29 protein-coding genes are annotated in these 26,398 nt (G+C 68.9%); 18 read left to right on the forward strand and 11 right to left on the reverse strand.

Annotation, left to right across the window (positions count from 1 at the left end; genetic code table 11):
* Positions 1 to 9: 9 nt before the first annotated feature.
* Positions 10 to 1,113, forward strand: a complete 1,104-nt coding sequence (locus tag AC5Y2S_RS09555; protein ID WP_499955825.1) for a cytochrome P450 — start codon at positions 10 to 12, stop codon at positions 1,111 to 1,113.
* Positions 1,114 to 1,117: 4 nt separating this feature from the next.
* On the opposite strand, the gene AC5Y2S_RS09560 is transcribed toward AC5Y2S_RS09555, so the two are convergent.
* A complete protein-coding gene (locus AC5Y2S_RS09560) occupies positions 1,118 to 1,759 on the reverse strand; it encodes a winged helix-turn-helix transcriptional regulator (RefSeq protein WP_499955827.1) in 642 nt (213 codons plus the stop codon).
* 79 nt (positions 1,760 to 1,838) lie between these two features.
* Here AC5Y2S_RS09560 and AC5Y2S_RS09565 point away from each other — a divergent pair, with 79 nt between their 5' ends.
* The 8 genes from AC5Y2S_RS09565 (at position 1,839) to AC5Y2S_RS09600 (ending at position 9,754) form a co-directional block, all read left to right on the forward strand.
* Entirely contained in the window at positions 1,839 to 3,374 is a 1,536-nt protein-coding gene (locus tag AC5Y2S_RS09565) for an MFS transporter (RefSeq protein WP_499955829.1), read from the forward strand.
* Between the two features lie 31 nt (positions 3,375 to 3,405).
* Positions 3,406 to 4,230: a class I SAM-dependent methyltransferase gene (locus AC5Y2S_RS09570; RefSeq protein ID WP_499955831.1), complete on the forward strand. Its 825-nt coding sequence runs from the start codon at positions 3,406 to 3,408 to the stop codon at positions 4,228 to 4,230.
* Positions 4,227 to 5,030: a class I SAM-dependent methyltransferase gene (locus AC5Y2S_RS09575; protein WP_499955833.1), complete on the forward strand. Its 804-nt coding sequence runs from the start codon at positions 4,227 to 4,229 to the stop codon at positions 5,028 to 5,030. Before AC5Y2S_RS09570 ends, AC5Y2S_RS09575 begins: the two co-directional genes overlap by 4 nt.
* Positions 5,031 to 5,035: 5 nt before the next feature.
* Positions 5,036 to 5,920 (forward strand): alpha/beta fold hydrolase, encoded by an 885-nt coding sequence (locus AC5Y2S_RS09580; RefSeq protein ID WP_499955835.1) that lies wholly within the window; start codon positions 5,036 to 5,038, stop codon positions 5,918 to 5,920.
* The gene (locus AC5Y2S_RS09585; RefSeq protein WP_499955837.1) at positions 5,917 to 6,312 is read left to right on the forward strand and encodes a hypothetical protein; all 396 of its coding nucleotides are present in this window, start codon (positions 5,917 to 5,919) and stop codon (positions 6,310 to 6,312) included. Before AC5Y2S_RS09580 ends, AC5Y2S_RS09585 begins: the two co-directional genes overlap by 4 nt.
* Positions 6,309 to 6,575 (forward strand): TetR-like C-terminal domain-containing protein, encoded by a 267-nt coding sequence (locus AC5Y2S_RS09590; RefSeq protein ID WP_499955839.1) that lies wholly within the window; start codon positions 6,309 to 6,311, stop codon positions 6,573 to 6,575. The genes AC5Y2S_RS09585 and AC5Y2S_RS09590 overlap by 4 nt, the downstream gene beginning before the upstream one ends.
* A 75-nt stretch (positions 6,576 to 6,650) precedes the next feature.
* Positions 6,651 to 7,391, forward strand: a complete 741-nt coding sequence (locus AC5Y2S_RS09595) for a beta-phosphoglucomutase family hydrolase (RefSeq protein WP_499955841.1) — start codon at positions 6,651 to 6,653, stop codon at positions 7,389 to 7,391.
* Positions 7,388 to 9,754: a glycoside hydrolase family 65 protein gene (locus AC5Y2S_RS09600; RefSeq protein WP_499955843.1), complete on the forward strand. Its 2,367-nt coding sequence runs from the start codon at positions 7,388 to 7,390 to the stop codon at positions 9,752 to 9,754. The genes AC5Y2S_RS09595 and AC5Y2S_RS09600 overlap by 4 nt, the downstream gene beginning before the upstream one ends.
* Here AC5Y2S_RS09600 and AC5Y2S_RS09605 read toward each other — a convergent pair.
* On the reverse strand, positions 9,748 to 10,329 hold the full coding sequence (locus AC5Y2S_RS09605) for a TetR/AcrR family transcriptional regulator (RefSeq protein WP_499955845.1): 582 nt from the start codon (positions 10,327 to 10,329) through the stop codon (positions 9,748 to 9,750). The two genes, AC5Y2S_RS09600 and AC5Y2S_RS09605, sit on opposite strands and share 7 nt — an antisense overlap.
* 64 nt (positions 10,330 to 10,393) lie before the next feature.
* On the opposite strand from AC5Y2S_RS09605, the gene AC5Y2S_RS09610 reads away from it, so the two are divergent.
* Positions 10,394 to 11,311 carry a TauD/TfdA dioxygenase family protein gene (locus AC5Y2S_RS09610; protein WP_499955847.1) on the forward strand — a complete coding sequence of 306 codons (918 nt, stop codon included), beginning with the start codon at positions 10,394 to 10,396 and terminating at the stop codon, positions 11,309 to 11,311.
* Between the two features lie 9 nt (positions 11,312 to 11,320).
* Here the strand turns inward: AC5Y2S_RS09610 and AC5Y2S_RS09615 are convergent, their stop codons facing one another.
* Positions 11,321 to 13,057 carry a GMC oxidoreductase gene (locus tag AC5Y2S_RS09615; RefSeq protein ID WP_499955848.1) on the reverse strand — a complete coding sequence of 579 codons (1,737 nt, stop codon included), beginning with the start codon at positions 13,055 to 13,057 and terminating at the stop codon, positions 11,321 to 11,323.
* An 80-nt stretch (positions 13,058 to 13,137) separates the two neighbouring features.
* On the opposite strand from AC5Y2S_RS09615, the gene AC5Y2S_RS09620 reads away from it, so the two are divergent.
* Positions 13,138 to 13,359: an antitoxin gene (locus AC5Y2S_RS09620; RefSeq protein ID WP_499901595.1), complete on the forward strand. Its 222-nt coding sequence runs from the start codon at positions 13,138 to 13,140 to the stop codon at positions 13,357 to 13,359.
* 6 nt (positions 13,360 to 13,365) lie between these two features.
* Positions 13,366 to 13,782 carry a TA system VapC family ribonuclease toxin gene (locus tag AC5Y2S_RS09625; RefSeq protein ID WP_499955850.1) on the forward strand — a complete coding sequence of 139 codons (417 nt, stop codon included), beginning with the start codon at positions 13,366 to 13,368 and terminating at the stop codon, positions 13,780 to 13,782.
* Positions 13,783 to 13,801: 19 nt separating this feature from the next.
* Here AC5Y2S_RS09625 and AC5Y2S_RS09630 read toward each other — a convergent pair whose 3' ends face one another.
* Positions 13,802 to 14,929 (reverse strand): GuaB3 family IMP dehydrogenase-related protein, encoded by a 1,128-nt coding sequence (locus tag AC5Y2S_RS09630; RefSeq protein ID WP_499956507.1) that lies wholly within the window; start codon positions 14,927 to 14,929, stop codon positions 13,802 to 13,804.
* Between the two features lie 14 nt (positions 14,930 to 14,943).
* A complete protein-coding gene (gene guaB / locus AC5Y2S_RS09635; protein ID WP_499955852.1) occupies positions 14,944 to 16,557 on the reverse strand; it encodes an IMP dehydrogenase in 1,614 nt (537 codons plus the stop codon).
* A 152-nt stretch (positions 16,558 to 16,709) separates the two neighbouring features.
* Here guaB and AC5Y2S_RS09640 point away from each other — a divergent pair, with 152 nt between their 5' ends.
* Positions 16,710 to 17,120: a DUF5319 domain-containing protein gene (locus AC5Y2S_RS09640; protein ID WP_066933952.1), complete on the forward strand. Its 411-nt coding sequence runs from the start codon at positions 16,710 to 16,712 to the stop codon at positions 17,118 to 17,120.
* Between the two features lies 1 nt (position 17,121).
* Here AC5Y2S_RS09640 and AC5Y2S_RS09645 read toward each other — a convergent pair whose 3' ends face one another.
* The 3 genes from AC5Y2S_RS09645 to AC5Y2S_RS09655 form a co-directional block, all read right to left on the reverse strand.
* The gene (locus AC5Y2S_RS09645) at positions 17,122 to 17,898 is read right to left on the reverse strand and encodes an anti-sigma-D factor RsdA (protein ID WP_499955854.1); all 777 of its coding nucleotides are present in this window, start codon (positions 17,896 to 17,898) and stop codon (positions 17,122 to 17,124) included.
* Complete coding sequence (locus tag AC5Y2S_RS09650) at positions 17,891 to 18,466, reverse strand: sigma-70 family RNA polymerase sigma factor (RefSeq protein ID WP_081665178.1); 576 nt, start codon at positions 18,464 to 18,466, stop codon at positions 17,891 to 17,893. The genes AC5Y2S_RS09645 and AC5Y2S_RS09650 overlap by 8 nt, the downstream gene beginning before the upstream one ends.
* 81 nt (positions 18,467 to 18,547) lie before the next feature.
* The gene (locus AC5Y2S_RS09655; protein ID WP_499955855.1) at positions 18,548 to 19,354 is read right to left on the reverse strand and encodes a hypothetical protein; all 807 of its coding nucleotides are present in this window, start codon (positions 19,352 to 19,354) and stop codon (positions 18,548 to 18,550) included.
* Between the two features lie 367 nt (positions 19,355 to 19,721).
* Between AC5Y2S_RS09655 and AC5Y2S_RS09660 the strand changes: the two genes are divergently transcribed.
* The 3 genes from AC5Y2S_RS09660 (at position 19,722) to AC5Y2S_RS09670 (ending at position 21,570) form a co-directional block, all read left to right on the forward strand.
* On the forward strand, positions 19,722 to 20,030 hold the full coding sequence (locus AC5Y2S_RS09660) for a WhiB family transcriptional regulator (RefSeq protein ID WP_499955857.1): 309 nt from the start codon (positions 19,722 to 19,724) through the stop codon (positions 20,028 to 20,030).
* A gap of 278 nt (positions 20,031 to 20,308) precedes the next feature.
* Positions 20,309 to 21,088, forward strand: a complete 780-nt coding sequence (locus AC5Y2S_RS09665) for a Rieske (2Fe-2S) protein (RefSeq protein WP_499956508.1) — start codon at positions 20,309 to 20,311, stop codon at positions 21,086 to 21,088.
* Positions 21,085 to 21,570 carry a hemerythrin domain-containing protein gene (locus AC5Y2S_RS09670; RefSeq protein ID WP_499955858.1) on the forward strand — a complete coding sequence of 162 codons (486 nt, stop codon included), beginning with the start codon at positions 21,085 to 21,087 and terminating at the stop codon, positions 21,568 to 21,570. The genes AC5Y2S_RS09665 and AC5Y2S_RS09670 overlap by 4 nt, the downstream gene beginning before the upstream one ends.
* Before the next feature lie 4 nt (positions 21,571 to 21,574).
* Here the strand turns inward: AC5Y2S_RS09670 and AC5Y2S_RS09675 are convergent, their stop codons facing one another.
* Positions 21,575 to 21,841, reverse strand: a complete 267-nt coding sequence (locus AC5Y2S_RS09675; RefSeq protein ID WP_499955860.1) for a hypothetical protein — start codon at positions 21,839 to 21,841, stop codon at positions 21,575 to 21,577.
* 117 nt (positions 21,842 to 21,958) lie between these two features.
* On the opposite strand from AC5Y2S_RS09675, the gene AC5Y2S_RS09680 reads away from it, so the two are divergent.
* Positions 21,959 to 22,690: a superoxide dismutase family protein gene (locus AC5Y2S_RS09680; protein WP_499955862.1), complete on the forward strand. Its 732-nt coding sequence runs from the start codon at positions 21,959 to 21,961 to the stop codon at positions 22,688 to 22,690.
* Between the two features lie 115 nt (positions 22,691 to 22,805).
* On the opposite strand, the gene AC5Y2S_RS09685 is transcribed toward AC5Y2S_RS09680, so the two are convergent.
* Positions 22,806 to 23,471, reverse strand: coding sequence for a nitroreductase (locus AC5Y2S_RS09685; RefSeq protein WP_499901604.1), 666 nt, complete (start codon positions 23,469 to 23,471; stop codon positions 22,806 to 22,808).
* Between the two features lie 116 nt (positions 23,472 to 23,587).
* On the reverse strand, positions 23,588 to 24,688 hold the full coding sequence (locus AC5Y2S_RS09690) for a ferritin-like domain-containing protein (RefSeq protein WP_499955864.1): 1,101 nt from the start codon (positions 24,686 to 24,688) through the stop codon (positions 23,588 to 23,590).
* 677 nt (positions 24,689 to 25,365) lie between these two features.
* Between AC5Y2S_RS09690 and AC5Y2S_RS09695 the strand changes: the two genes are divergently transcribed.
* Positions 25,366 to 26,361, forward strand: a complete 996-nt coding sequence (locus AC5Y2S_RS09695) for an LLM class flavin-dependent oxidoreductase (RefSeq protein WP_499955865.1) — start codon at positions 25,366 to 25,368, stop codon at positions 26,359 to 26,361.
* Positions 26,362 to 26,398: the final 37 nt, after the last annotated feature.

Genomic DNA, 26,398 nt, shown 5'->3' on the forward strand with positions numbered 1-26,398 from the left:
GGTGGCGCCATGACATCGATTCATGCGGTGCGCACGCCGGTCGGCGACCGGGCCTGGCTGGTCACCGAATACGCCCAGGTGCGACGGCTGCTCGACGACGATCGCCTCGGCCGCTCCCATCGGAAACCCGAAACGGCTTCGCGCACCGGGGACTCCGCGCTGTTCGGTGGCCCGTTGGGCGAGTTCGACACCGAGGAGGCCGACCACGCGCGGCTGCGCGCACTGCTGCAGCCGCACTTCTCACCCCGGCACCTGCGGTCGCTGGAACCCAGGGTCGCGGCGCTCACCGCCGGCCTCCTGGACGACCTTGCGGCGCAGGGCCCCCCGGCCGACCTGCACGCACGGCTGGCGCTGCCGCTGCCCATCCTGGTGATCTGCGAGCTGATCGGGGTGCCGTATTCCGACCGTGACCAGTTCCGCGCCTGGGCGGAGGACGCCGGCAACGTGCGCGACCACGCCCGCTCCGAGCGCGGGCTGGCCGAGCTGTTCGATTACGGCCGCGGGCTGGTCGAGAGCAAGCGCGCCCATCCCGGCGACGACGTGATGTCGCGGCTGTGCGCCACCGACGGCGTCTCCGACGAGGAGGCCGCCACGATGTCGATGTTCTTGCTGTTCGCCGGGCACGAGACCACGGTGGTCCAAATCGGGCTCGGAGCAATGCTGTTGCTGACGAATCGCGACCAGTGGCGGGCGCTCGTCGACGATCCCGCGCTGATCCCCCACGCCGTCGAGGAGCTGCTGCGGGCGACTGCGGGCACCGGCCCGGTGGGCGGCATCCCCCGCTACGCGCGCACGGACTTCGACATCGACGGCGTGGCCATCCACGCCGGGGACCTGGTGCTGCTGGACATCAACGCCGCCAACAACGACCCCGCGGCCTTCGCCGACCCGCAGCGCGTCGACGTCGCCCGCAAGGAAACCGCCCACCTGACCTTCGGGCACGGCGCGCGCTACTGCATCGGGGCCCCACTAGCCCGCATCGAGCTGAAAACGGTTTTTGCGCAATTGATTCCGCGGTTCCCGTCGATGCGCCTGAGCGTCGATCCCGCGACCCTGCCGACGCGCCCCGACGTGCTGGCCGGTGGGCTCGCCGAACTTCCGGTGTCCTGGTGAGGCCCTAGAGCGCGAACGCCCTGCGCACGGCCTCGACCGCCTCCGGGTCGCCCGTGAATTCGATCCGCCGCAGCGCCGCCTTGCGCTTGGCCTCGGTTGACCCCAGACGGGCGTTGACCAGGTCCGCCGCGCTTGCGGTGAGGGTCACCGAGGGTTGGCCATGAGCGCCCGCCAGGCGCCCCTGCGTTATCGCGAACTCGAAACGGCGGCCGTCGATCTCGGCGCGGCACGTCGCCTCCAAACCGGCCGCGGCACCGGAGTTGAAGCCCAGCAGGAACCCGGCCAAAAAGCCGTTCAAGGGTGTCGTCGGGCCGTCGCCGATCGGGTCCAGCCGGTCCAGCCCGAACCACGCGATGCTCTGCAGGATCGGCAGCACCCGCTGCCAACCCAGGTCGCTCAGCGTGTACACGGTGCGCCCGATCGGGGCCGGCAGGTCGGTGCGGTCGACGAGCCCCGCATCTTGTAGCTCCTTGAGCCGCTCGGCCAGGAGATTGGTCGCAATGCCGGGGAGCGCGTCGCGCAGGTCGCCGTAGCGGCGCGCCCCGCCGACCAGCTCACGCAGGATCAGCAACGTCCAGCGCTCGCCCACGACGTCGAGCCCGCGGGCGATCGGACAGTTCTGGTTGTAGATCCTGCGGTACGCCACCAGGCCACTCTACCTCCGCCAGACATCTTTTTCAACTTACTACTTGATTTATTTGTCTATTAGCTTTAGCGTCTTGTCCATGAGCACCGAACCGATCTTCCGAAACCGCCCCATCGCCGCGCTTGCCGTCATCTGCCTCGGCGTCTTCGTCATCAGCGTCGACGCCACCATCGTCAACGTCGCGCTACCCACCCTGTCGCGCGAACTGGGCGCCGACACCGCCCAGCTGCAATGGATCGTCGACGCCTACACCCTGGTCATGGCAGGGCTGCTGCTGTCGGCCGGCAGCCTGTCCGACCGCTACGGCAGGCGGGGCTGGCTCAACTCCGGACTCGCCCTGTTCGCGCTCACCTCCGCCGTTGCCGCGCAGGTGAATTCGGCCGACGCGCTGATCGCCGCCCGCGCCGCTATGGGCGTCGGCGCCGCGGTGATCTTCCCGACCACACTGGGCCTGATCACCAACATCTTCACCGACCCGGTGCCGCGCGCCAAGGCGATCGGGCTGTGGGCGGCCATGGTCGGCGTCGGGGTGGCCGTCGGGCCGATCAGCGGCGGCTGGCTGCTCGAGCACTTCTGGTGGGGCTCGATCTTCATGGTCAACATCCCGATCGCGGCGCTGGCCATCATCGGTGGCATCCTGTTCGTCCCGACCTCGCGCGACCCCGCAGCGCCGCGCGTCGACCTACCGGGCCTGATCCTGTCCGCGGTAGGAATCACAACGCTGGTCTACACCGTGATCGAGGCGCCCACCTGGGGATGGACCAACGGCCGGACCGCGGCCGGATTCGCAACCGCCGCAGTCGTTCTCGCCGGGTTCGCGGCATGGGAACGGCGCAGCACCCACCCGATGCTGGACGTGTCGGTGTTCCTCAACCGGCGGTTCTCCGGCGGCAGCCTGGCCGTGACCGCCGGGTTCCTGACGCTTTTCGGGTTCATCTTCGTGATCACCCAGTACTTCCAATTCATCAAGGACTACACGGCGTTTCAGGCCGGCGTGCGCCTGCTTCCGGTCGCCGTCTCCATCGCGCTGGCCAGCATCCTGGGGCCCCGGCTGGTGGAACTCGTCGGCAGTACCGCCGTCGTCGCAGGCGGCCTGACCGTGTTCGCCGCCGGCCTGGCCTGGGCGTCCACGGCGGACGCCGCCACGCCCTATATCCAGATCGCCCTGCAGATGCTGCTGCTCGGCGGCGGACTCGGGCTGACCGTTTCGCCGGCCACCGAGGCCATCATGGGATCGCTGTCGGTCGACAAGGCCGGCGTCGGCTCGGCCGTCAACGACACGACGCGTGAACTCGGCGGCACCCTCGGAGTGGCCATCGCGGGCAGCATCTTCGCGTCGGTGTACTCGGGACATCTTGGGGCAAACGCGCTGACGGGACTGCCCGCCGAGGCGATGCGGCACTCGATGGCCTTCGCGCACACCGTGATCGGACGCCTGCCCGCCGAGCAGGCCGGCCACGTCCGCGCCGTCGTCGATCGCGCCTTCCTGGACGGCCTGCGGGTGAGCTCGCTGGTGTGCGCGGGCATCGCGCTGGGCGCCGCGATCGTCGTGGCCTGGCTCCTGCCGGCCCGCGCGCGGCAGGCGACGCCGTCCCCCGAACTGGCCAACGCCTGAAACCTCTCCCGCACAGAAAGGCACGAAAACAATGAGTACAACCGAAAGCAGCTACGTCCTCGGGCACGCCGACGCCGAGGTGCAGCGGCTCCTCCTGCAGGGGCGACTCTATGACGGCTACACCGAGCACGCGCTGCGGCTCGCCGGCCTGCGGCCGGGCATGCGGGTGCTCGACATCGGCAGCGGCCCCGGCGACGTGTCGTTCGTCGCCGCCCGGCTGGTCGGCCCGACCGGGAGCGTCCTCGGCGTCGACGCCGCGCCCGAGATGGTCGAGCTGGCCCGCGCCCGCGCCGCCGAAAAAGGCTTGTCCACCGTAAGTTTCACACAGGCCGCGATCGACGCGATCGCCCTGGACGAGCCCGTCGACGCGGTGGTCGGCCGGCTGATCCTGATGCACCTGCCCGACCCGGCCGCCACGCTGCGCCACCTCAGCTCCCTGGTGCGCCCCGGCGGCGTGATCGCGTTCGCCGAGATCGACATCACCCGGGCGCACAGCGTCCCGGACCTGCCGCTGTTCAGCGACGTGATCGCGGGCATCGTCCGCGCCTTCGAGGCCATGGGCCTGTCCGCGCGGTTCGGCACCACGCTGCACACGGTCTTCGCCGACGCTGGCCTGGGGGCGCCGCGGTTGACCATCGGCGCCCCGATCGGCACCGCCGCCGACGGCGACATCCTCGCCTACGGCGCGGAAGTCTGGCGGCTCGTCTCGCCGATCGCCGAACAAGGGGGCTATGGCCTCGACGATCTCACCGACATCGGCGAGTTCGTGCCACGTTTCCGCGAGGAGGCGCTGGCGGAAAACGCCCTCATCACGATGCCCTCCATCATCACCGCATGGGCCGAGGTGCGGAAATGAACGAGACGATCCAGGCCCAGTACTCGACAGGCCTGTCGCGCAACAACATCGAGCGCGCGCTGCGCACCGCCGGATTGGACCTGGACCACCTGGCCCCAGCCGACCTGGCGATGCTGGAGGACTTCCACACCATGGGCCGTATCGCCACCGCCCAACTGGTAGAGCTGGCTGGGATCACCAATGACGGCGACGTCCTCGACGCCGGCAGCGGCGTCGGCGGCACCGCGCGCTACGTCGCCGACCGCTACGGCTGCCGAGTCGCCGCGGTGGATCTCACCGACGAATACTGCGAAACCAACCGCTGGCTCAACGGGCTGGTCGGCCTCGACGGCCTCATATCGGTTCGTCAGGCCGACGTCACCGAACTCCCCTACGCCGACGGCACTTTCGACGTCGTCATCAGCCAGCACGTCCAGATGAACGTGGCGGACAAGGCGCGCCTGTACTCCGAGGCGCACCGGGTGCTCAAGGACGGCGGGCGCCTTGCCCTGTGGGACATCACGATTGGCGACGCCGGCCAACTCGACTATCCCCTGCCCTGGGCCGACCACCCCGCGCGTAGCCACCTGGCCACCCCCGGCGAGCTGCGCGCCGCGGTCGAGTCCGCGGGCTTCACCGTCAAGGCGTGGAACGACCTCACCGACCAGGCGGCCGCGCTCATGACGGCCATCCTGGCCCAGCCCGACGGCCCGCTCGGCCTGCACGCCTTCGTCACCGACTTCCACCGAAAAGCCGAAAACCTGACCCAGGCCCTGGCCGACCGGCGCCTGCGCGCCATCCAGGCAATTTGCGAACGGTGAACGCCATGGCGCCCAACGAGATACCGGATCAACGCTACACACTGGCGTGGAGCGGCGGCCGCGGCGAGGTCAGGTTCCTCCGCCGGTCCGACGGCTCCCGGTTGCGCTACTTCACCGCGGGAACCGGCCCACCGCTCGTCCTGCTGCACACCGTCCGCACGCAGCTGGACTACTTCCAGCGGGTGGTGCCCGCGCTCTGGGACGACTTCACCGTCTACGCCCTGGACCTGCCCGGCATGGGATGGTCCGACGTTGTGCCCGGCGCCCGATACGGGGAGCCCGAATTGCGCGGCGCCGTCGTCGAATTCGTCCGGGACCTGGGACTGCGTGACGTCACGCTGGCGGGCGAATCGATGGGCGGCGCGCTCGCGCTGCTGTCCTCGATCGAGCTGACGGACCGGGTGACCAACGTGATCGCCTTCAACCCCTACGACTACCCCGGCGGCCTCGAGCGCGGCAACTGGTTCGCCCACGTGATCGGCACGGGCGTGCGCCTGCCCGGATCGGGACCGGTCTTCGCCCGGCTGGAAAACCGGCTCATCCTCGAAGGCGTGCTGGCCGGCGGCTTCGCCGACCGCCGCGCCCTGCCCAAGGACTTCCTCACCGAGCTCCGGCGCAGCGGCCGCCGGCGCGGCTACCCCCGGGTGAACCGGGCCATCATGCGCGCCCTCACCGGGCTCATCGATGCGAAAGGCCGCTACGCGCAGGTGAATACGCCCGTCACGCTGGTCTACAGCGAGCACGACTGGTCGCGCCCGGCGGACCGGGAGCAGGTCGCGCGTCTCCTCGGCGTCCGGGCCGTCACGGTGAGCGGCGCGGGTCACTTCTCGGCCCTCGAGCGGCCCGAGGAGATAGTCCGCATCATCCGGCACGGCCGATCCGGTTCATGAGGCAAACCGCGCTTCGGGTGGTCATCCGGCTGACCGCGGTCGGGTACCTGCTCTTCTTCGTTCCCGACCTGGTGTTCGCGATGACCCATCGAACCAAGGCGCTCTTCGACTGGGGCTCCGGAGGCGACGCGATCGCCGTCATGTTCGCCACCGTCTACATCGTCTGGGCGCTGTTCTTGTTCGCATCGGCGCGCGACCCGCTGGCGAACCGGCTCTTCCTCGATTTCAATCTCACCGCGAACGCCGCACACTTCGGCGTCATGCTCGTCATGGCCGCCACCATGCGCGAGGAGCACCGGCACCTGGCCGGAGTGATCGCGCTCGGATTGCTCACTACCGTCCCGTTGGCCGCATGCTGGCTCCCGGCCCGGCGCCGCAGCGCCCGCCGATGAGCCGTGCCAGCGGACGCTGCGCCACCTACGAGACATCCACCGCCGACCCGTTCGGGGTCCTCGGCCGGGTGCTCGACGAGGCCCTGGCCGCCGGCATGCTGGACGCTCGCCGCAGGCCGGGGGCCGAAATCGCCGCGTGGTCCGCGGTGCACGGGCTGGCCTGCCTGCTGCTCGACGGACCGCTACCCAAAAGCCCCGCGGCCGTCCGGTTCGCGCGGGCCCAGGTCTTCGACCTCATCGAGCGCGGCCTGTTGGACGAGTGATGCTGGCGGCCCACGGGCAGGCATGGTGGAGTGGATAGCGTCGCCCGACCCGATTCCCGAGAGTGAGGTCCACCCGTGCTGGGTCTGCCGGAGAAGGTGCGCGCCTGCCTGTTCGACCTCGACGGTGTGCTCACCGACACCGCGAGCGTGCACACCAAGGCCTGGAAGGCGATGTTCGACGCCTACCTGTCCGACCGGGCGAAACGAACCGGGAACGAATTCGTCCCGTTCGACGCGGCCACCGACTACCGCAAATACGTGGACGGCAAGAAGCGCGAGGACGGGGTCCGGTCGTTCCTGGACAGCCGCGGAATCGAGCTGCCCGACGGCAATCCGGACGACCCCGGCGACGCCGAGACGATCTACGGCCTGGGCAACCGCAAGAACGACATGTTCCAAAAGGTGCTGCGCGACGACGGCGTGGAGGTGTTCGACGGATCGCGCCGCTACCTGGAGGCGGTCTCGGCCGCGGGCCTCGGCATCGCCGTGGTGTCCTCGAGCGCCAACACCCGCGACGTCCTCGAGATCACCGGCCTGGACCGGTTCGTGCAGCAGCGGGTGGACGGCGTCACGCTGCGCGACGAGCACATCGCCGGCAAGCCGGCCCCCGACTCCTACCTGCGCGGGGCCGAGCTCCTCGATGTCCCCGCCGACGCCGCGGCCGTCTTCGAGGACGCGCTGTCGGGCGTGCAGGCCGGCCGGGCCGGTAACTTCGGCTACGTGGTGGGCGTCGACCGGGTGGGCCAGGCCGAGGACCTGCGCCGCAACGGCGCCGACGTGGTGGTCACCGACCTCGCCGACCTGCTGCAGTCATGATCACCGAGGAGTTTTACCCCGTCGAACCCTGGCAGATCCGCGAGACCCGGCTCGACTTGAACCTGCTGGCCCAGTCCGAATCGCTGTTCGCTCTGTCCAACGGCCACATCGGGTTGCGCGGCAACCTCGACGAGGGCGAGCCGCACGGTCTGCCGGGTACCTACCTGAACTCCTTCTACGAGATCCGGCCGCTGCCGTACGCCGAGGCCGGTTTCGGCTACCCGGAGGCCGGCCAGACGCTCGTCGACGTCACCAACGGCAAGATCATCCGGCTATTGGTCGAGGACGAGCCGTTCGACGTCCGCTACGGCGAGCTACTGTCCCACGAGCGGGTGCTCGACCTGCGCGCCGGGACGCTGACCCGCCGCGCGCACTGGCGCTCGCCCAACGGCAAGCAGATCCGGGTCGTGTCCACCCGCCTGGTCTCGCTGGCCCAGCGCGGGGTCGCCGCCATCGAGTACGTCGTCGAAGCGGTCGAGGAATTCGTCCGCGTCACCGTGCAGTCCGAGCTGGTCACCAACGAGGACCAGCCCGAGACGTCCGACGACCCGCGGGTGTCGGCAATCCTGGAGAACCCGCTCGAGGCCGTCGACCACGAAAACACCGAAACCGGAGCGCTTCTCATGCACCGGACCCGGGCCAGCGCGCTGATGATGGCCGCCGCGATGGACCACGAGATCGACGTTCCCGGCCGCGTCGAGTTCAGCACCGACGCCCGTCCCGACCTGGCGCGCACCACGGTGATCTGCGGGCTGCGCCCGGGCCAGAAGCTGCGCATCGTCAAGTATTTGGCGTACGGCTGGTCGAGCATGCGCTCCCGCCCGGCGCTGCGCGACCAGGCCGCGGCCGCGATCCACAGCGCCCGCTACAGCGGCTGGCAGGGGCTGCTGGACGCGCAACGGTCCTACCTCGACGACTTCTGGCAGAACGCGGACGTCGAGGTGGAGGGCGACCCCGAATCCCAGCAAGCCGTCCGGTTCGGGATGTTCCACCTGCTGCAAGCCAGCGCGCGCGCCGAGCGCCGCGCCATCGCCGCCAAGGGTCTCACCGGAACCGGCTACGACGGCCACGCCTTCTGGGACACAGAGGGTTACGTGCTGCCCGTGCTGACCTACACCGCGCCGCACACCGTCGCCGACGCGCTGCGGTGGCGGGCGTCGACGCTGGACCTCGCCAAGGAACGCGCCGCCGAGCTCGGCCTCGAGGGGGCCAGCTTCCCCTGGCGAACCATCCGCGGGCAGGAGTGCTCGGCCTACTGGCCGGCCGGCACGGCGGCCTGGCACATCAACGCCGACATCGCGATGGCCTTCGAGCGCTACCGCACCGTCACCGGCGACCACGACCTGGAGCGGGACTGCGGGCTGCGGGTGCTGGTCGAGACCGCCCGGCTGTGGATGTCGCTCGGGCACCACGACCGGCACGGCGTCTGGCACCTCGACGGCGTCACCGGCCCCGACGAGTACACGGCGGTGGTCCGCGACAACGTCTTCACCAACCTGATGGCGGCGCACAACCTCGTCACGGCCGCCGACGCCTGCAACCGTCACCCCGAGGAGGCGGAGGCGCTGGAGGTGACCAACGAGGAGACGGCGGCCTGGCGCGACGCCGCCGGCGCGGTCAACATTCCCTACGACGCGGAACTCGGCGTGCATCAGCAGTGCGAGGGCTTCACCACCTTCGCCGAATGGGACTTCGAAAAAAACACGACCTATCCCCTGCTGTTGCACGAGGCCTACGTGCGGCTCTACCCCGCGCAGGTGATCAAGCAGGCCGACCTGGTGCTGGCGATGCAGTGGCAGAGCCATGCGTTCACGCCCGAACAGAAGGCGCGCAACGTCGACTACTACGAGCGGCGGATGGTGCGCGACTCGTCGCTGTCGGCCTGCACGCAGGCGGTGATGTGCGCCGAGGTCGGCCATCTGGAGCTGGCCCACGACTACGCCTACGAGGCCGCGCTGATCGACCTGCGCGATCTGCACCACAACACCCGCGACGGGTTGCACATGGCCTCGTTGGCCGGGGCGTGGATGACCCTGGTCGTCGGGTTCGGCGGCCTGCGCGACGACGAGGGCGTCCTGTCGCTGGATCCCTTACTGCCTGATGGCATTTCGCGCCTACGGTTTCGGCTGCGCTGGCGGGACTTCCGGCTGACCGTCGACGTCAACCACACCGAGGTCACCTACACGGTGCACGACGGGCCCGACCACGAGCTGAACATCCGGCACGCCGGCGAGCAACTCACCCTGAGCACCGACGCGCCGACGACCGTCGCGGTGCACATCCGAAAGCCGCTGCTGCCGGCGCCGCAGCAGCCGCCGGGCCGCGAGCCGCTGCACCGGCGCGCCCTGGCCCGGAGTCAGTGAGGCTCGACGATCCGGGCAACCTCGGAGCCCACCGCCTGCCGTAGTTCGGTGTCGGTCAGCTCGTCGAGGCCGGCGGCGGATCGCAGGAAGGGCGCGAACAGCCGCCAACCGAATTGCAGGGCAAAGGCATTGGCCACGGCCAGGCGGGCGCTGCGGTCCCCCTCGCGGCCCGGGTCGCGGGTCGCGCGGACGCTGTCGAACAGCGCCGAGGCGCCCGGAAACCGCGTCTGCAACTTCCCCGCCGGGTAGCCGTCGAGCAACGTGCGGGCCATCACCCGGATGTGCCGGTCGAGCGCCCGCTCCGCCTCCGGGGCCGCGGCGTCGGCCTGTATCAGCTCGGTCGTCGTCGTACCCAGGTGATCGAGCACGGAGCCGACCAGTTGATCCTTCGTGCCGAAGTAACGAAACACCAAGCCGTGGTTGACCTTTGATCGTGCGGCGATGTCGCGGATCGACGTGGCCGCCGGACCGCGCTCGGCGAACAGGTCGGTGGCGGCCTCCAGAATCGCCGCGACCACCTCTTCCCGGCCGGTGGGAACATCCGTGCGCGCGACACTTGCGGAACCCTTAGTCATGTGACTACACTAACTCACTTAGTCAAGTGACTACAACCCGAGTTACGGCAAAAGGACCACTGAAATGACACATCCGGTGACCGTCACCAAGCTGGGCAGCCGGATCGGCGCCCGTATCGACGGAGTGAAACTGGGCGGCGACCTCGACCAGGCCACCGTCAGGGAGATCCGCGCAGCCCTGCTGGCCCACAAGGTGATCTTCTTCCGCGGGCAGGACCACCTCGACGACGAGGGGCAGCTCGAGTTCGCGCGGCTGCTCGGCACCCCGATCGGCCACCCCGCGGCCGCCTTCCTGGCCGCCAAGGACGCGCCGATCATCACGCCCATCAACTCCGAGTACGGCAAGGCGACGCAGTGGCACACGGATGTCACCTTCGCCGCGAACTACCCCGCGGCCTCGATCCTGCGCGCGGTCACGCTGCCCAGCTATGGCGGCTCGACGCTGTGGGCCTCCACCGCCGCGGCCTATGACAACCTGCCCGAGCCACTCAAATGGCTGGTCGACAACATGTGGGCGCTGCACACCAACCGATACGACTACATCACCCCCGAATCGATCGAGGCGATGACCGACACCCAGAAGGCCTTCCGCCAGGCGTTCGAGAAAAGGGAGTTCCGGACCGAGCACCCGGTGGTGCGGGTGCACCCGGAGACCGGTGAGCGGACGCTGGTGCTCGGCAATTTCGTGCGCGGGTTCGTCGGGTTGGACAGCTACGAATCGACGGTGCTGCTCGAGCTGCTGCAACGACGAATCACCATGCCCGAGAACACCATTCGCTGGAGTTGGGGATACGGCGACGTTGCCATCTGGGACAACCGGGCCACGCAGCACCGTGCCATCGATGACTACGACGGCCAGCATCGGCTCATGCACCGGGTCACGTTGATGGGCGATGTGCCCGTCAACGTGCACGGGCAGCGCAGCCGGGTCGTCAGCGGCGCCCCGCTCGATGCCACGACCCCCGAGACGATCGCAAGCTGATTTGAGGGGTCAGCCTGCGGTGCTCACGGGGTCGCTAGGTAGCCAGCGCAACGCGCCCGGCGCATGCGCTGGCACCACCGGGTGCTCGGGCGGAATCGGGGACAGCCTGCGGTAGGTGTCGCCCTGCAGAGGGCGCAAGTCGTTCTCGCCCTTGTTCGGCCACAGCGACGCGGCCCGCTCGGCCTGCGCGGTGATGGACAGTGACGGGTTGACGCCCAGGTTCGCCGAGATCGCCGCGCCGTCCACCACGAACAGGGTCGGGTAGCCGTAGACCCGGTGATACGGGTCGATGACGCCATTGTCGGGGCTGTCGCCGATCACCGCGCCGCCGAGGAAGTGCGCCGTCAGCGGGATGTTGAACAGCTCGCCCCAGGTGCCGCCGGCCACGCCGTCGATCTTGGCGGCGATGCGGCGAGTGACCTCGTTGCCGACCGGGATCCACGACGGGTTCGGCTCGCCGTGCCCCTGTTTGCTTGAATACCAACGGATTCCGAGCTTCCCGCGCTTGGTGAAGGTGGTGATCGAGTTGTCCAGGTGCTGCATCACCAGTGCGATCACCGTGCGCTCGCTCCACTGCCGGACGTTGATCATCCGCAGCATGCCGCGCGGGTCCTCGCGGCCCTGGTCCAGCAGTTGCTTCCAGCGCGGCACGTCCGTGCCGCCGGGGCCGTGCCCGTCCGTCATCAGCGTCTGCAGCAGCCCCATCGCGTTGGAACCCTTGCCGTAGCGGACGGGCTCAACGTGGGTGTCCGACGTCGGGTGAATCGACGACGTGATCGCCACCCCGTGCGTCAGGTCCAGCTCGGGCTTCACCTCCAGCGTGGCGGCCCCGACGATCGACTCGGAGTTGGTGCGGGTCAGCACGCCAAGGCGCCGGGAAAGGCGCGGCAGCTTGCCACTGTCGCGCATCTTGAACAGCAGGTGCTGCGTTCCCCAGGTGCCCGCGGCCAGGATCAGGTGCGAGGCGGTGTAGGTGCGCCGGTCGCGGCGCAGCCAACTTCCGGTGCGAACCGTCCGGACCTCCCACAGCCCGTCGGGGCGCTGCTCGAAACCCTTCACCGTCGTCATCGGAATGACTTGTGCGCCATTGGCTTCCGCGAGGCCGAGGTAGTTCTTCACCAGTGTGTTCTTGGCGCCGTAGCGGCAGCCGGTCATGCAGCAGCCGCATTCCAGGCAGCCGGTCCGGTCCGGGCCCGCGCCGCCGAAGAACGGGTCCGGCACCGTCTTGCCGGGCGCCTTGGTGCCGTCGGGGCCGAAGAACACGCCCACCGGGGTCGGCACGAAGGTGTCACCGCAGCCCATCTCGTCGGCGACTTCCTTCATGAGGCGGTCGGAGTCGGTGAACGTCGGGTTCTCCACCACGCCGAGCATCCGTTGCGCCTGCTCGTAGTGCGGCATCAGCTCGTCGCGCCAGTCGGTGATGTGCGACCACTGCCGGTCTTTGAAGAACGGCTCCGGCGGCACGTACAGGGTGTTGGCGTAGTTGAGCGAACCGCCGCCCACCCCGGCTCCGGCCAGGATCATCACGTTGCGCAGCGGGTGGATCCGCTGGATGCCGTAGCAGCCGAGCTTGGGCGCCCAGAGGAACTTGCGCAGGTCCCAGGAGGTCTCGGCGAATTCCTGGTCCGAGAAGCGGCGGCCGGCCTCCAGCACCCCAACCCGGTAACCCTTTTCCGTCAGCCGCAGCGCGCTGACGCTGCCCCCAAACCCCGACCCGATGATCAGGACGTCGTAATCAGGCTTCATTGCACCAGTATGGCCTTACCGGCCGGTAACAAACCAGTAGTGTAATCCGCGTTGATGTTCTGATGCGATAGCATCAAAAGATGCGAACGACCCTCGACCTCGACGACGACGTGATGGCCGCGGCCCGCGAACTCGCGGCAAGCGAGCGGCGGTCGCTAGGCGCCGTCATCTCCGAGCTGGCGCGCCGCGGCCTCACCCCGGCGCGAGTCGAGGCGCAGGATGGATTGCCGATCATCCGCGTCCCACCCGGCACGCCGGCGATCACGCCTGAGATGGTGCGGCGCGCGCTCGACGAAGACTGACCCGCAGTGGGTTTGCTAGATATCAATGCTCTCGTCGCGCTGGCATGGGATTCACACATCCACCACGTTCCGATGCGTGAGTGGTTCGTCGCCAACGCGTCGGGCGGCTGGGCAACCTGCCCCGTCACCGAAAGCGGTTTCGTGCGCGTGTCGACGAACCCGAAGGTGCTTGCCAGTCCGATCGGGATCGCCGATGCGCGACGTGTCCTATCGGCACTGAGGGCCACCGATGGTCATCGCTTTCTGGTCGACGATGTGTCGCTTGCCGACGAGGACATCCCGCCGATTGCCGGTTATCGCCAGGTGACGGACGCGCACCTGCTGACGCTTGCCCGCCGCAGGGGCGTCCGCCTCGTCACGTTCGACGCGGCCATCGTCACTCTCGCGAACGGTCAGGACGTCGAACTGCTGACCGCCCTGTGACCGGGCCAGTGGTGAGAGATCAGCCCCCGACGGTAAGGCCGACCTTCTGGAACTCCTTGAGGTCGCAGTAACCGGCCTTGGCCATCGACCGGCGCAGGCCGCCGACCAGGTTCAGGCTGCCGAACGGGTCGTCGGACGGCCCGCCCAGCACCCGCTCCAGCGGCGGGCGCTCGCCGACGGCGATCTGCAGCAGGGCCCCGCGCGGCAGCGACGGGTGCGCCGCGGCGGCCGGCCAGAACCACCCGCCCCCGAGCGCCTCGGCGGCCTCGGAAAGCGGCGTGCCCAGCATCACCGCGTCGGCGCCGCAGGCGATGGCCTTGGCCAGCTCGCCCGAGGTGTGGATGTCGCCGTCGGCCAGCACGTGCACGTACCGGCCGCCGGTCTCGTCGAGGTATTCGCGGCGCGCGGCGGCGGCGTCGGCGATCGCGGTGGCCATCGGCACGCTGATGCCCAGCACCTCGTCGCTGGTCGTCACGCCGCGGGTGGAGCCGTAGCCGACGATGACCCCGGCGGCGCCGGTGCGCATCAGGTGCAGCGCGGTGCGGTGGTCGAGCACCCCGCCGGCGACCACGGGCACGTCGAGCTCGGAGATGAAGGTCTTCAAGTTCAGCGGCTCACCGTCGCTGGCCACCCGTTCGGCGGACACGATCGTGCCCTGGATGACCAGCAGGTCGATCCCGGCCTGCAGCAGCACCGGCGTCAGCGCCTGCGCGTTTTGCGGGCTGACCCGCACCGCGGTGATCACCCCCGCCTCGCGGATGCGCGCCACCGCCGACCCCAGCAGTTCCGGGTCGAGCGGCGCCGCGTGCAGTTCCTGCAGCAACCGGATCGCCGCCGACGGTTCGGGCTCCTTTTCGGCGGCCTCCAGGAGCTGGGCGATCTTGGCCTCGACGTCGGCGTGCCGGCCGATCAGGCCCTCGCCGTTGAGCACGCCCAGCCCGCCCAGCCGGCCCAGCTCGATCGCGAACTCCGGCGACACCAAAGCGTCGGTGGGATGGGCGATCACCGGGATCTCGAACCGGTAGGCGTCCAGCTGCCACGCCGTCGATACGTCCTTGGACGAGCGGGTGCGCCGGGAGGGCACGATGCCGATCTCGCTCAGTTCATACGTGCGGCGGGCGACGCGGCCCATGCCGATCTCGACCATTGCCAGTTCGCTGTTCACCGCGCGAAATAGTTCGGCGCTTCGACCGTCATGGCGACATCGTGTGGATGGCTCTCGCGCAGCCCGGCCGCCGTGATCCGGACGAACTGCGCCTGCTGCAGCACCTCGATCGTGGGCGAGCCGGTGTAGCCCATCGCCGCGCGCAGGCCCCCGGTCAGCTGGTGGATCACCGAACCCAGCGGGCCGCGGAACGGCACCCGGCCCTCGATGCCCTCGGGCACCAGCTTGTCCTCGGAGAGGGCGTCGTCGGCGAAGTAGCGGTCCTTGGAATAGGACTTGCCCCCGCCGGAACCGCCAGAGCCCCTGCCAGCCATGGCTCCCAGCGACCCCATGCCGCGGTAGCTCTTGAACTGCTTGCCGTTGACGAAGATCAGCTCGCCGGGCGCCTCAGCGGTGCCGGCCAGCAGCGAGCCGAGCATGGCCGTCGACGCGCCGGCGGCCAGCGCCTTGGCGATGTCGCCGGAGTACTGCAGCCCCCCGTCGGCGATGACCGGCACGCCGGCCGGGCGGCAGACCGCGACGGCCTCCAGGATCGCGGTGATCTGCGGCGCGCCGACGCCGGCCACCACCCGCGTCGTGCAGATCGATCCCGGGCCCACGCCGACCTTGACCGCGTCGGCCCCGGCGTCGACGAGCGCGGTGGCCGCTGCCCGGGTGGCCACGTTGCCGCCGATCACCTCGACGCGGTCGCCGATCTCGGCCTTGAGTTTGCCGACCATGTCGAGCACCAGCCGGTTGTGCGCGTGCGCGGTGTCCACGACCAGCACGTCGACGCCGGCGTCGACCAGCATCATGGCGCGGACCCAGGCGTCGCCGCCGACGCCGACGGCGGCGCCCACCAGCAGCCGCCCGTCGCTGTCCTTGGTGGCCAGCGGGTGCTGTTCGGTCTTGACGAAGTCCTTGACGGTGATCAGCCCGGTCAGCCGGCCGTGCCCGTCGACGACGGGCAGCTTCTCGATCTTGTTGCGGCGCAACAACCCCAGCGCCGCGTCGGCGCTGACGCCCTCCTGCGCGGTGATCAGCGGCGACTTGGTCATCACCTCGGCGACCTTTTTGGTCTGGTCCACCTCGAAGCGCATGTCGCGGTTGGTGATGATGCCGACCAGCGCGCCGTCGTCGTCGACGACGGGCAGCCCCGAGATCCGGAACCGGGCGCACAGCGCGTCGACCTGCGCCAGCGTGTTGTCTGGGCGGCAGGTGACCGGATCGGTGACCATGCCGGCCTCGGAGCGCTTGACCATCTCGACCTGGCCGGCCTGCTCGGCGACCGGCAGGTTGCGGTGCAGCACGCCCATGCCGCCGGCCCGGGCCATCGCGATCGCCATCCGCGACTCGGTGACGGTGTCCATCGCCGAGCTGACCAGCGGCACCTTGAGCCTGATCTTCTTGGTGAGCTGGCTCGAGGTGTCCGCGGTGGCCGGGACCACATCGGAGGCGGCGGGCAGCAGCAACACGTCGTCGAAGGTCAACCCGAGCATCGCGATTTTGTACGGGTTGTCGCCCCCGGTCGGCACCGGCTCGTCGGCCAGCCCGGTGAGGTGGGGGTCGCGCAGGTACGGGCTGGCAACCAGGTCGGAGCTGTCTTCCAAGTGGGACGTGCCACGGGACATCGGTGGGGCCCTCCATGCGCGCGCGGAGTGATGAAGCCCATCCTATCGGCTCGCGCGGACACCGGACCCGCTTGCCCGGGCGCGCCGCGCGCGCCGCGCGGCGCGCGTCTCCCTGCTGGCGCTATGACGGCCCGCCTGCGTAGTCTAGAGGCGTGCGTGACCACCTCCCGCCGGGTTTGCCACCCGACCCGTTCGCCGACGACCCCTGCGATCCGTCGGCTGCGCTTGAAGCCGTCGAGCCGGGGCAACCGCTGGATCAGCAAGAGCGAATGGCGGTCGAGGCGGACCTGGCCGACCTGGCCGTGTACGAGGCCCTGCTGGCGCACAAGGGAATTCGCGGACTCGTGGTGTGCTGCGACGAATGCCAGCAGGACCACTACCACGACTGGGACATGTTGCGGGCCAACCTATTGCAACTGCTCATCGACGGCACCGTGCGCCCGCATGAGCCCGCCTACGACCCCGAACCCGACTCCTATGTCACGTGGGATTACTGCCGGGGATACGCCGACGCCTCGCTCAACGAGGCGACGTCGGACGCGGACGGATTTCACCGCCGCTGAGCTAGGGAGTCTCGTCCGGCGCCGCTGAAGACGGTGTGGACGAGTGCCCGTGATGCCGATGCCGCCCGGACGACGGGCTCGTGGTGGGGCTTGCTGACGGGCTCGGCGCGGTCGTGCTGGCGGCCGTCGGCGGTTTGGCGCTCGGGCTCGGCGCGGCCGGCGAGGTCGACGAATCGGCCGGCGCCTTCGGCTTCGGCGCGGCCGGAGGCAGCGTCGCGTTGGGATTGCGCGATTCGACTCGGGTGTTGAGCAGGTTCACCTCGTCCAACAGGTCGTTGCGGCTGGCCCCGTCATTCATGGACTGCACCGTGCTGCTGACCTCGGCCAGCTGATTCTGCGCCTGGGTCCACTGGCCCTGGTCGATCATTTGCTGAACCTTGGCCAGTTCGGCCTTGGCCGACAGCTCGATCTGGCTGTCCTTGACCCTCGGCTGGTCGAAGAACATCGCATGCAGGCCGTACAGCGTGTCGCCCGGACGGGCCTCGACCACCATGGCGCCGAACCCGCTCAGCACCAACAGCGTCGCTGCGACCGATCCGATTGTGGCCAGGCCGCGGCGGGCGCGCCGCCGCTCGGTCAGCCCGGCGTGCAGCGCCCCGACGGCCTCCTCGGGTGAAACCAGCGCGCTGGCCGGCGGCCACCGCAGGTCGTCGCGCCAGTCCGCCAGCAGGACCGCCAGCGCGTCGTCGTTGGGATCGTCCAGGTCGACCGGCCGGCGCTCGGCGAGCGCGTCGAGAAGCAAATCGGTGCTGGCGAATTCATCCAGGGATTCAGGCATAGTCACCCGCCGCTACGATTTCGGACTTGAGCCGGGACAGCGCCCGGTGCTGGGCCACGCGGACCGCTCCCGTCGTGCTGCCGACGGCGGCCGCGGTCTCCTCGGCGGACAGGCCGACGACCACCCGCAGGATCAGGATCTCGCGCTGCTTGGACGGCAGGATCTCGAGTAGTTCGTTCATCCGGCTGACCGAGTCCGCCTCGATGGCCCGCTGCTCCGGGCCCGCGTCGGTCGACCAGCGTTCGGGGATGGTCTCGGCGGGGTACGCGAGGTCACGACCGGCGGCCCGGTGCGCGTCGGCGACCTTGTGGGCCGCGATGCCGTAGAGGAAGGCCAGGAACGGGCGTCCCCGCTCGCGATAGCGCGGCAGCGCCGTAATGGTGGCCAAGCACACCTCCTGTGCCACGTCGTCGGCTGTCAGACCACCCCGGGCGACCGTGCCGACTCGCGCGCGGCAATATCGGACGACGATCGGACGGATGGTCTCCAGCACCTCCCGTAGGGCGTTCCGGTCCCCCGCCACGGCCTCCGCAACCACAGCGTCGAGACGTTCCCCTTGAATTGTCATCGACGGCGGTTGCTCCAACGTTACGAACGGGACACATCGCGGGCTAACTAACGCAATGACAATAACGGGCGGAAGGCCGTTTCAAGCGGAACGCCACGCTCCCCCGGCGCGCCGCACCTGGCCTGCGCAGATATCCCGAATTTCACGCAGCTTTTGTGTTGAAAACGTGACGCTTTCGATGTCGATCAGCAAGCAAGCCAACGCCCACCGAAGCGGGATCAGGTTCGATCGGCCGGTGGCGTCCAGCGCCGCCTCGGCGACCGCGCGGGCGCGCTCGACGCGGCCCGCGCTGCACAGGGCGGCCGCCAGCACCACGTCGCTTTTGACGCGGTGCCGCACCGACGCGACGGCCATCGCCTCCGCCAGGCGCGCGGCCTCCTCGGCATGGCGCACCGCCGACGCGCCGTCGCCGGAGGCCATCGCCAACTCGGCCGCCACCCATCCCCGGCGCACCGGGAGCCGGTCCGGCACCGGTCCGTCGTCCACGCGGGCCAACAACGTTGCCGCGGCAGCGAACCGGCCGACGCCCAGCGCGTCGGCCGCCAGCCCGATCAGCGCGTCGGCGCGGGCCTCGGGATCCGCGCCGGCCAGCGCCAGCGCGCGCCCGTCCCAGCCCCGCGCCAGCGTGTGCCAGCCGAGCTGGCGCAGGAACGAGCCCTGCGTGCTGTGGGCCAGCGACACCCACCGGCCCGCCGGAACGGTTCGTCGCAGCACCGCCAAGTCGCGGTAGGCGCTGCCGTAGCGGCCCTGCCCGCCCGCCGCGACGGCCCGCCACCACAGTTGCTGCGGCGTGCGTGCGGCCGGCAGCGGCCAGGTTGCGGGTTGCTCCCCGAAGGCGGCGGCGGCCAGTGTGCTGTTAATCACCGAAGTGTGACCAGTTTCAATCACGGTGATAGTAGTAAACACTTCGTGCTGTTCTTGTTACCGAGCTGTTAATCGCCATGAGCCGCGTACTAATTGCTCCCCCCACTGTCCTATGCGCTGAGCTGGGAAATCTCGGTCCGGTCAAGTGCCTGGTAGCACGGTCCTTGGTCAACAAAAGCGTGGCACATGAACGGCGAGTTAATTCTGCTCCAACGCTTACATATTTTGGCGAGCTAAGTGGCTATTGACGGAAATTCGCCGACGCCCCTAAGTTCTACTTCGACGGGTAGTCATCGGAGACCCCACTCGAAAATCGGTTGCACAATCGCTTGTCGGAACGCTACGCGAACCCCGAACTTCTGGGCGTGCCGTGCAGAGAGGGAACGATCCAATGCCACAGCCGGAGCAGCTACCTGGCCCCAACGCCGACATCTGGAACTGGCAACTGCAAGGCCTGTGCCGCGGCGTTGACTCCTCGATGTTCTTCCACCCCGACGGCGAGCGTGGCCGCGCCCGCATGCAGCGCGAGCAGCGCGCCAAGGAGATGTGCCGGCGGTGCCCGGTGATCCAGGAGTGCCGTTCCCACGCGCTGGAAGTCGCTGAGCCGTACGGAGTTTGGGGCGGCCTGTCCGAATCCGAACGCGACATGCTGCTGAAGGGCGACATCGGCCGCAACCGCGGGATCCGCCGCTCGGCCTGATCCGCCCGGCTCAGCGCGCCCGGCCCTCAGTCGGGTGAACAATTTGCGGCGGCATTACGTGTACTAGGGGTGGACTGCGCCGCGCGCCGGTCGCGGTCCGATCGACACGTCGTCGAGACCCCTGCGCCGCGTCGGTTCACCCACTCCACAGGAGAAGTGCCGTGGCTGAACGGTCACACAATTTTCTTGCTCGCTTCCGGGCCGCCGTGGGAGAGCAGCGGTGGCTGGATCGGCCGAGCTACCGCCTCGAGCACGCGCTGACGTTCCTTTTCGCGGCCATGGGCCGGCATCGGGATCGGGTCGGCAACGCGCTGCACGGCACCCGGCTCGGCCATCCGCTGCACCCGGCGCTGACGTCGGTGCCGACCGGGGCGCTGACCACGACGGTCGCGATGGACGCGGCCAGCCTGCTTCCGGGTCGCCCCCCGCAATACCGCGACGCGTCGCGGTTCGCGCTGGGGGTCGGGATCATCGGAAGCGTCGGCGCGGCCGCCACCGGCGTGACGGACTGGCAGCACACCCACGAGCAATCCCGCCGGGTCGGCCTCGTGCACGGCGTGCTGAACGCGGTCGCGACGGGCCTGTACGCGGCGTCATGGTTCGACCGCCGCCGCGGCCGTCACTGTCGCGGAATGGCAAGCAGCGCTTTGGGTTACGGCCTCATGCTGGGCAGTGGCTACCTGGGCGGGACGTTGGTGTTCGGCGAGGCGACCGGCGTCGATCGCTCCGGCGACCGGCTGGCCTCGGACCACTGGACGCCGGTGCTGCCGGTCGCCGCGCTGGACGGCCAGCCGCGGCGGGTCGAGGTGGACGGCGTCGGCGTGGTGCTGTACCGCAACGACGGCCAGGTGCTGGCCGTCGGTGAGCACTGCCCGCACCTGGGCGCCCCGATGGGCGACGGCTGGATCGACCGCGACCGCATCGTGTGCCCGTGGCACGGTTCGAGGTTCGCGTGCGAATCCGGAGAGGTGCTGCGCGGACCCGCGACGGCGGCGCTGCCGAGCTACCCGGCGCGCATCCGCGACGGGCTCGTCGAGGTGCGCGGGGCGGCGAAATGAACGCCTACGACGTGCTTTTCGAGCACCACAAGGTCCTGCGCGGACTCTGCGAGAAGATCACGGCCATACCGCCGGACACCGACGAACGGCAAGACGCCCTCGACGAACTGCTGATCGAGCTCGACATCCACATGCGCATCGAGGACGACCTGTTCTACCCCGCGGTGTCGGCGGCAACCGAGCTGGTGGCGATCGCCCACGCGGAGCACCGCCAGGTCTGGGATCAGCTCGCGGTGCTGCTCCGCACGCCGCCGACCGCGCCCGAATACCAGGACGAGTGGCACTCGTTCGTCACGGTGCTGGACGCCCACGCCACCGAGGAGGAGCGCGACTTATGCCCGGCCCCAATCGATTTGAGCGCAGAGTTGCTCAAGGCGCTGGGAAACCGAATGATCGAGCGCATCGCCGAGTTGCGTCGATCGGGCATCCACAAACTCCGGGTCCGCGGGCGTAAGGCCGTGCTCAGCGCGCTGGGCGGCTAGCGCCTCAGAGGTTGGTCGGCGCGCCCAGCGCGCCCGGTGCCCCCGTCACCTGGCCGGTGAGCAGGTTGTGCATGGCGGTGGCGTCGTGTGCCGCGGCGACGGCGGCGCGGAGGTGCCACTCGTCGCCGTCCTCGGTGTACGCCACCATCTGCCGGGCGGCAAAGCTGTACAGCGACTGGATCATGGGCAGGTTCCTCTTGCGGGCCACGTCGGCTATCCAGAGGTAGCTCGACGCCTGCCTGAGCGCTTCCGCCAACTGCGGTTCGGACACCACGCAACCCACGCTCGCACACCGCGGGCGTCAGGAGTATCGGGCGCGGCCCGGCTCATATGCCTCTCATATCTTTGTGCGGCGTTTGATATGCGCTCATCGGGGTAGGCCCAGCCCATGAAACGGGAAGTGGCCTTTGCGGTCGCGGCGCTTACCGCGACCATCGCGCCATTGGGCGCTTGCGCAAACCAGGGCGGTAACCAGTCCACCACGTCACCGTCCTCGAGCGCGCCGGCCGGCGCCGAGAGGATGACCACCCAGTTGAAGACCGCCGACGGGACCCAGGTCGCCAACGCCACCATCGACTTCACGAGCGGCTACGCGACGGTGACCGTGGAGGCCGGCCCCAACCAGGTCCTGACCCAGGGCTTCCACGGGCTGCAAATCCACGCGGTGGGCAAATGCGAGGGCGACTTCAGCTCCGCCGGAAGCGTCTACCAGGCGCCGGGTCACACAGGCTATCCCGACAGCGGCGACCTGACCGCACTGCAGGTGCGCTCCGACGGCTCGGCGAAACTCGTCACCACCACGAACTCGTTCACGGCCGCCGACCTGAGAAACAGCTCGGGCACCGCGCTGGTCATCCACCAGGCCGCGGACAATCTCGGCGGCTCGTCCACGGGTGATTCGGGCAAGCGGGTGGCCTGCGGCGTGATCGCCGCGGCGGCCGCGACGACGACGTCGTCGACCACGGAGACCACTACCGTCACCACGGTCACGACCGCCGTGCCCCCGCCCTCGACCAGCACGAGCACCAGCACCGTCACGGTCACCAGCACCCCGACCGTCACGTCGACGCCGAGCTATACCGTGACGACGACGACCCCGCCCAGCCTTCCACCCCGCTGACTCGCGCCGCCGAAGGTGGGGCCTACGTACGAAAACCGTTGGGATTTCGTACCTGAGCCCCACGTTCGGGAGTCTACGATCCATCGCCCAAGCGCTTCGACCGTCATCGAGCGAACTATCCGTGGACGAACGTGACCGTCTCGCCGAGTGGCGCCCTGCCCGTGCGCGCGTAGCCGACGGCGGTGTCCTCGTATCCGATCGACATGCCGCAGAAGAGGATTAACCCGTCCGGGGGCGACAGGATCTCGGCGACGGTCTTGCGATACACCGACCACGCCATCTGCGGACAGCTGTGCAGCCCCTCGGCGCGCAGCAGCAGCATGACGGTCTGCAGATACATGCCGACGTCGGCCCACTGGGGACGACCAAGGTCGCGGTCGATGTAGCAGAACAGGGCGGCCGGCGCGCCAAAGCAGTCCCAGTTCGCCGAAGCGGCCCTCTGACGCGCCTCCCAGTCCTCGCGCTCAATGCCGAGTGCGCTGTAGCGCTCATGGCCGAAGGCGGATCGACGTTCGCGGTAGGGGGACTTCAAGTCCGTTGGGTACATCTCGTACTCCCGCTCGTCCCACGGGTCGCGAGCCGCAACGCGTTCGCCGGCGCGCTTCTTGAGCTCGGCCAACGGCGCGCCGGTCACCACGTAGGAGTTCCAGGACTGGAGGTTCGATCCGGAAGGCGACCACGCCGCGGCGGACAGCACGCGCTCCAGCACTTCCCTCGACACCGGCTTGTCGGTGAATCCGCGCACCGCTCGTCGGGTTGTGACTGCCTCGTATACGTCCACGGTCGCTCCCCCTGATCGGTTTCGTTGCCAACCATATGGACCGTTGCCCAGGACGCCGAGCGTGGGGCCATGCACGAAAACTGTTGGGATTTCGTGCACAAGCGGGGCGCCTTGGGTTAGCTCGCGCCCGCCGCGATCACCTCGTCCACTTCGAGCGCCCGGTCGGCCATCTCGGCGTGTGCCTTGTCCAGCGCGTCGGCCTGATCCTCGTCGGCCTTCATCAGCGCCTCGATGTTGGAGCCCGCCAGGTCGAGGACGCCCATCTCCGTGAAGGCCTTCTGCACCTTGTCGCCCCACAACCCGATGTCCTTGACGATCGGCACGATCCGGCTGAACAGGTGCGAGCGGAACTGCATCATCAGCGGCGACGTGTCGACCCACTCGGCACACGCTTTGACGTCGAGGCCGAGGGTTTCGAAAACCTCCTCGCCGCGGAACCGGTCGCGCATCAGGTAACAGGCATCGACGACGAACTCTTCACGCTCATCGCGCTCGGCCTCGGTCAGCGCGGAGTAATAGTCCTTCAACGAGATTCGGCCGAAGGCCACGTGCCGGGCCTCGTCCTGCATGACGTAGGCCAGCAACTGCTTGGCCAGCGAGTCCGGCGGCGCCAAGTCGCGCAACGTTCCGAAGGCGGCCAGTGCGAGCCCTTCGATGAGGACCTGCATGCCGAGATACGGCATGTCCCAACGCGAGTCGCGCAGAGTGTCGTCCAGCAATTGGGTCAGATTCTTGTTGATCGGGTAGACGAGACCGACCTTCTCCTGCAGGAACCGCGAGAACGCCTCCACGTGCCGGGCCTCGTCCATGGTCTGGGTGGCCGCGTAGAACTTCGCGTCCAAGTCAGGGACGACCTCGACGATCTTGGCCGCGCACACCATCGCCCCCTGCTCGCCGTGCAGAAACTGCGAAAAGTTCCAGGCCTGGGAGTGCCGGCGCATCTCGGCGCGCCGCGATTCGTCTGCGGCTTCCCACACGGGACTGCCGAACAGCGGATGGAACTCGTCGGGCAGCCCGACCGGGTTGTCGGGATCGACGTCTTGCGCCCAGTCGATGCGCGACTGGGCATCCCACTGCTTGTCCTTTCCCTTTTGGTACAGAGAGAGGAGCCGGGCGCGACCGTCGTCGTACTCCCAGGTGAAGCGCGCGTCGCCGGCACTGGGGACCGTCCACGAGTAGGGCTCGGGGACGTCCGTGTACTTGTCCCTGGTGGTCATGAGTTCTCGCCTCTCCGCCCGGTATGACCAGTGGTCATATGACGAGTATCACACTGCACCCCGTATGGCAGCCGCGTCAACCATGGCGCGTGGGCTAACGCGCTGAGCCGAGACCGAAAACCTCGGTGGGCGTCGACTTGCCCTTCAGGGCGTGAGCACCCCGGTCGGTAAGCCCGGACGGGCGAGAGACCAACCGGCGGTCTTGGATGTAAGCCCGTCAGCCCTTGCACTGAGGTAGGAAACCGGGCCCGTAACCGCAGTCCAGCGGGCCTTCTAAGACCTGGTTGCCCGCGGCCGGGTTGTCGTGCCATGCGTAGTGCCAGTCATGGCAGACACTCATGTCCCAAGTTATCGGTGCATTGGATGACGGTAGGGGTTTGCCTGGGCACCAACAGGTTTGAGTCGCGCAACCGGGCTGGGCCTGGGCGACACCTGTGGCCATGCATAAACTCGCCACCGCGACGGCGACGGATAGCAGCGCGACGGCGACGACCTCTTTCAGGTTGTGAGCGGTGTTCATGGTGGTCAGATTGCCGCAGACCACTTGCGAGATTCTTGCGATCACCAAGAGGAGGCGCCCCGGCCGATTGACCGCGACCGGTGGCGTGCCGATTGGCTGAACCGGGCTTGTCCGCTTGTCCGCTTGTCCGCTCACTGCGGTCTCGTATGGTCCGAATATGCAGATCTCGTGTGCGTTCGCAACTTCGTCGGACACCCCGTCCCAGGTAGAGCTCGCCGAAACACTCGGCTACAAGCGCGCGTGGCTCTACGACTCGCCGGCGCTCTACCCGGACGTGTGGATGATTCTCAACCGGTGCGCCGAGCGCACGTCGCGCATCGGCCTCGGGCCGGGCGTGCTCGTCCCCAGCCTGCGGCATCCGATGGTCAATGCCGCCGCGATAGCCGAGCTGGCGAGCCAGGCGCCTGGTCGGGTCGCCGTCGCGATCGGCTCGGGTTTTACCGGTCGAATGGCGCTGGGCCAGCGGCCAATGCCGTGGCGGCAGGTCGCCGACTACGTGCGGTGCCTGCGGGATCTTCTCGCCGGCGGAACCGCCGAGTGGGAAGGCGCGAAGGTCCGGATGCTGCAGCTACCCGGCTTCGGGGCGCCCCGGCCGATCACCGTGCCGATACTGATCGGCGCCGATGGCCCGAAAGGGCTGGCCGTTGCGGCGGAGCTTGGCGACGGCGTTTTCTCCGCCGCCGTGCCCCAGCCCGACGCCGCGAAAATCTCCGACTGGCGGGCACTGCTCTGCTTCGGCACTGTGCTCGACGAAGGAGAGGACCTGGCGTCGCCGCGCGCCATCGACGCCGCGGGTCCCGGCGCCGTGGTGATGTATCACGCCGTGTACGAGCGCGGCGGTGCCGCCGCGGTCGACGCGCTGCCCGGTGGGCAAAGCTGGCGCGAGGCGATCGAGGTCTACCCGACGGACGAGCGGCATCTCGCCATCCACACGGGACATCTGGTGAAGGCCAATGTGAGCGATGAACCGCATGTTGCGGGCCTGGTGCCGATGGTCAGCTCGATGGCGTTGACCGGACCGGCCGAGGAAATACCGGAAAAAATTGCGGGACTCGCAGCGCGGTACGTCACCGAGATCGTTTACCAGCCAGCAGGATCCGACATCGAACGGGAACTCAAAGCATTCGCGTCCGCCGCCGGCCTGGACGGCTAATCGGGCGCTCGCGACCGACGATGAACGGACCTTGAAC

It is taken from the genome of Mycobacterium sp. NGS69 (genome assembly GCF_059812165.1).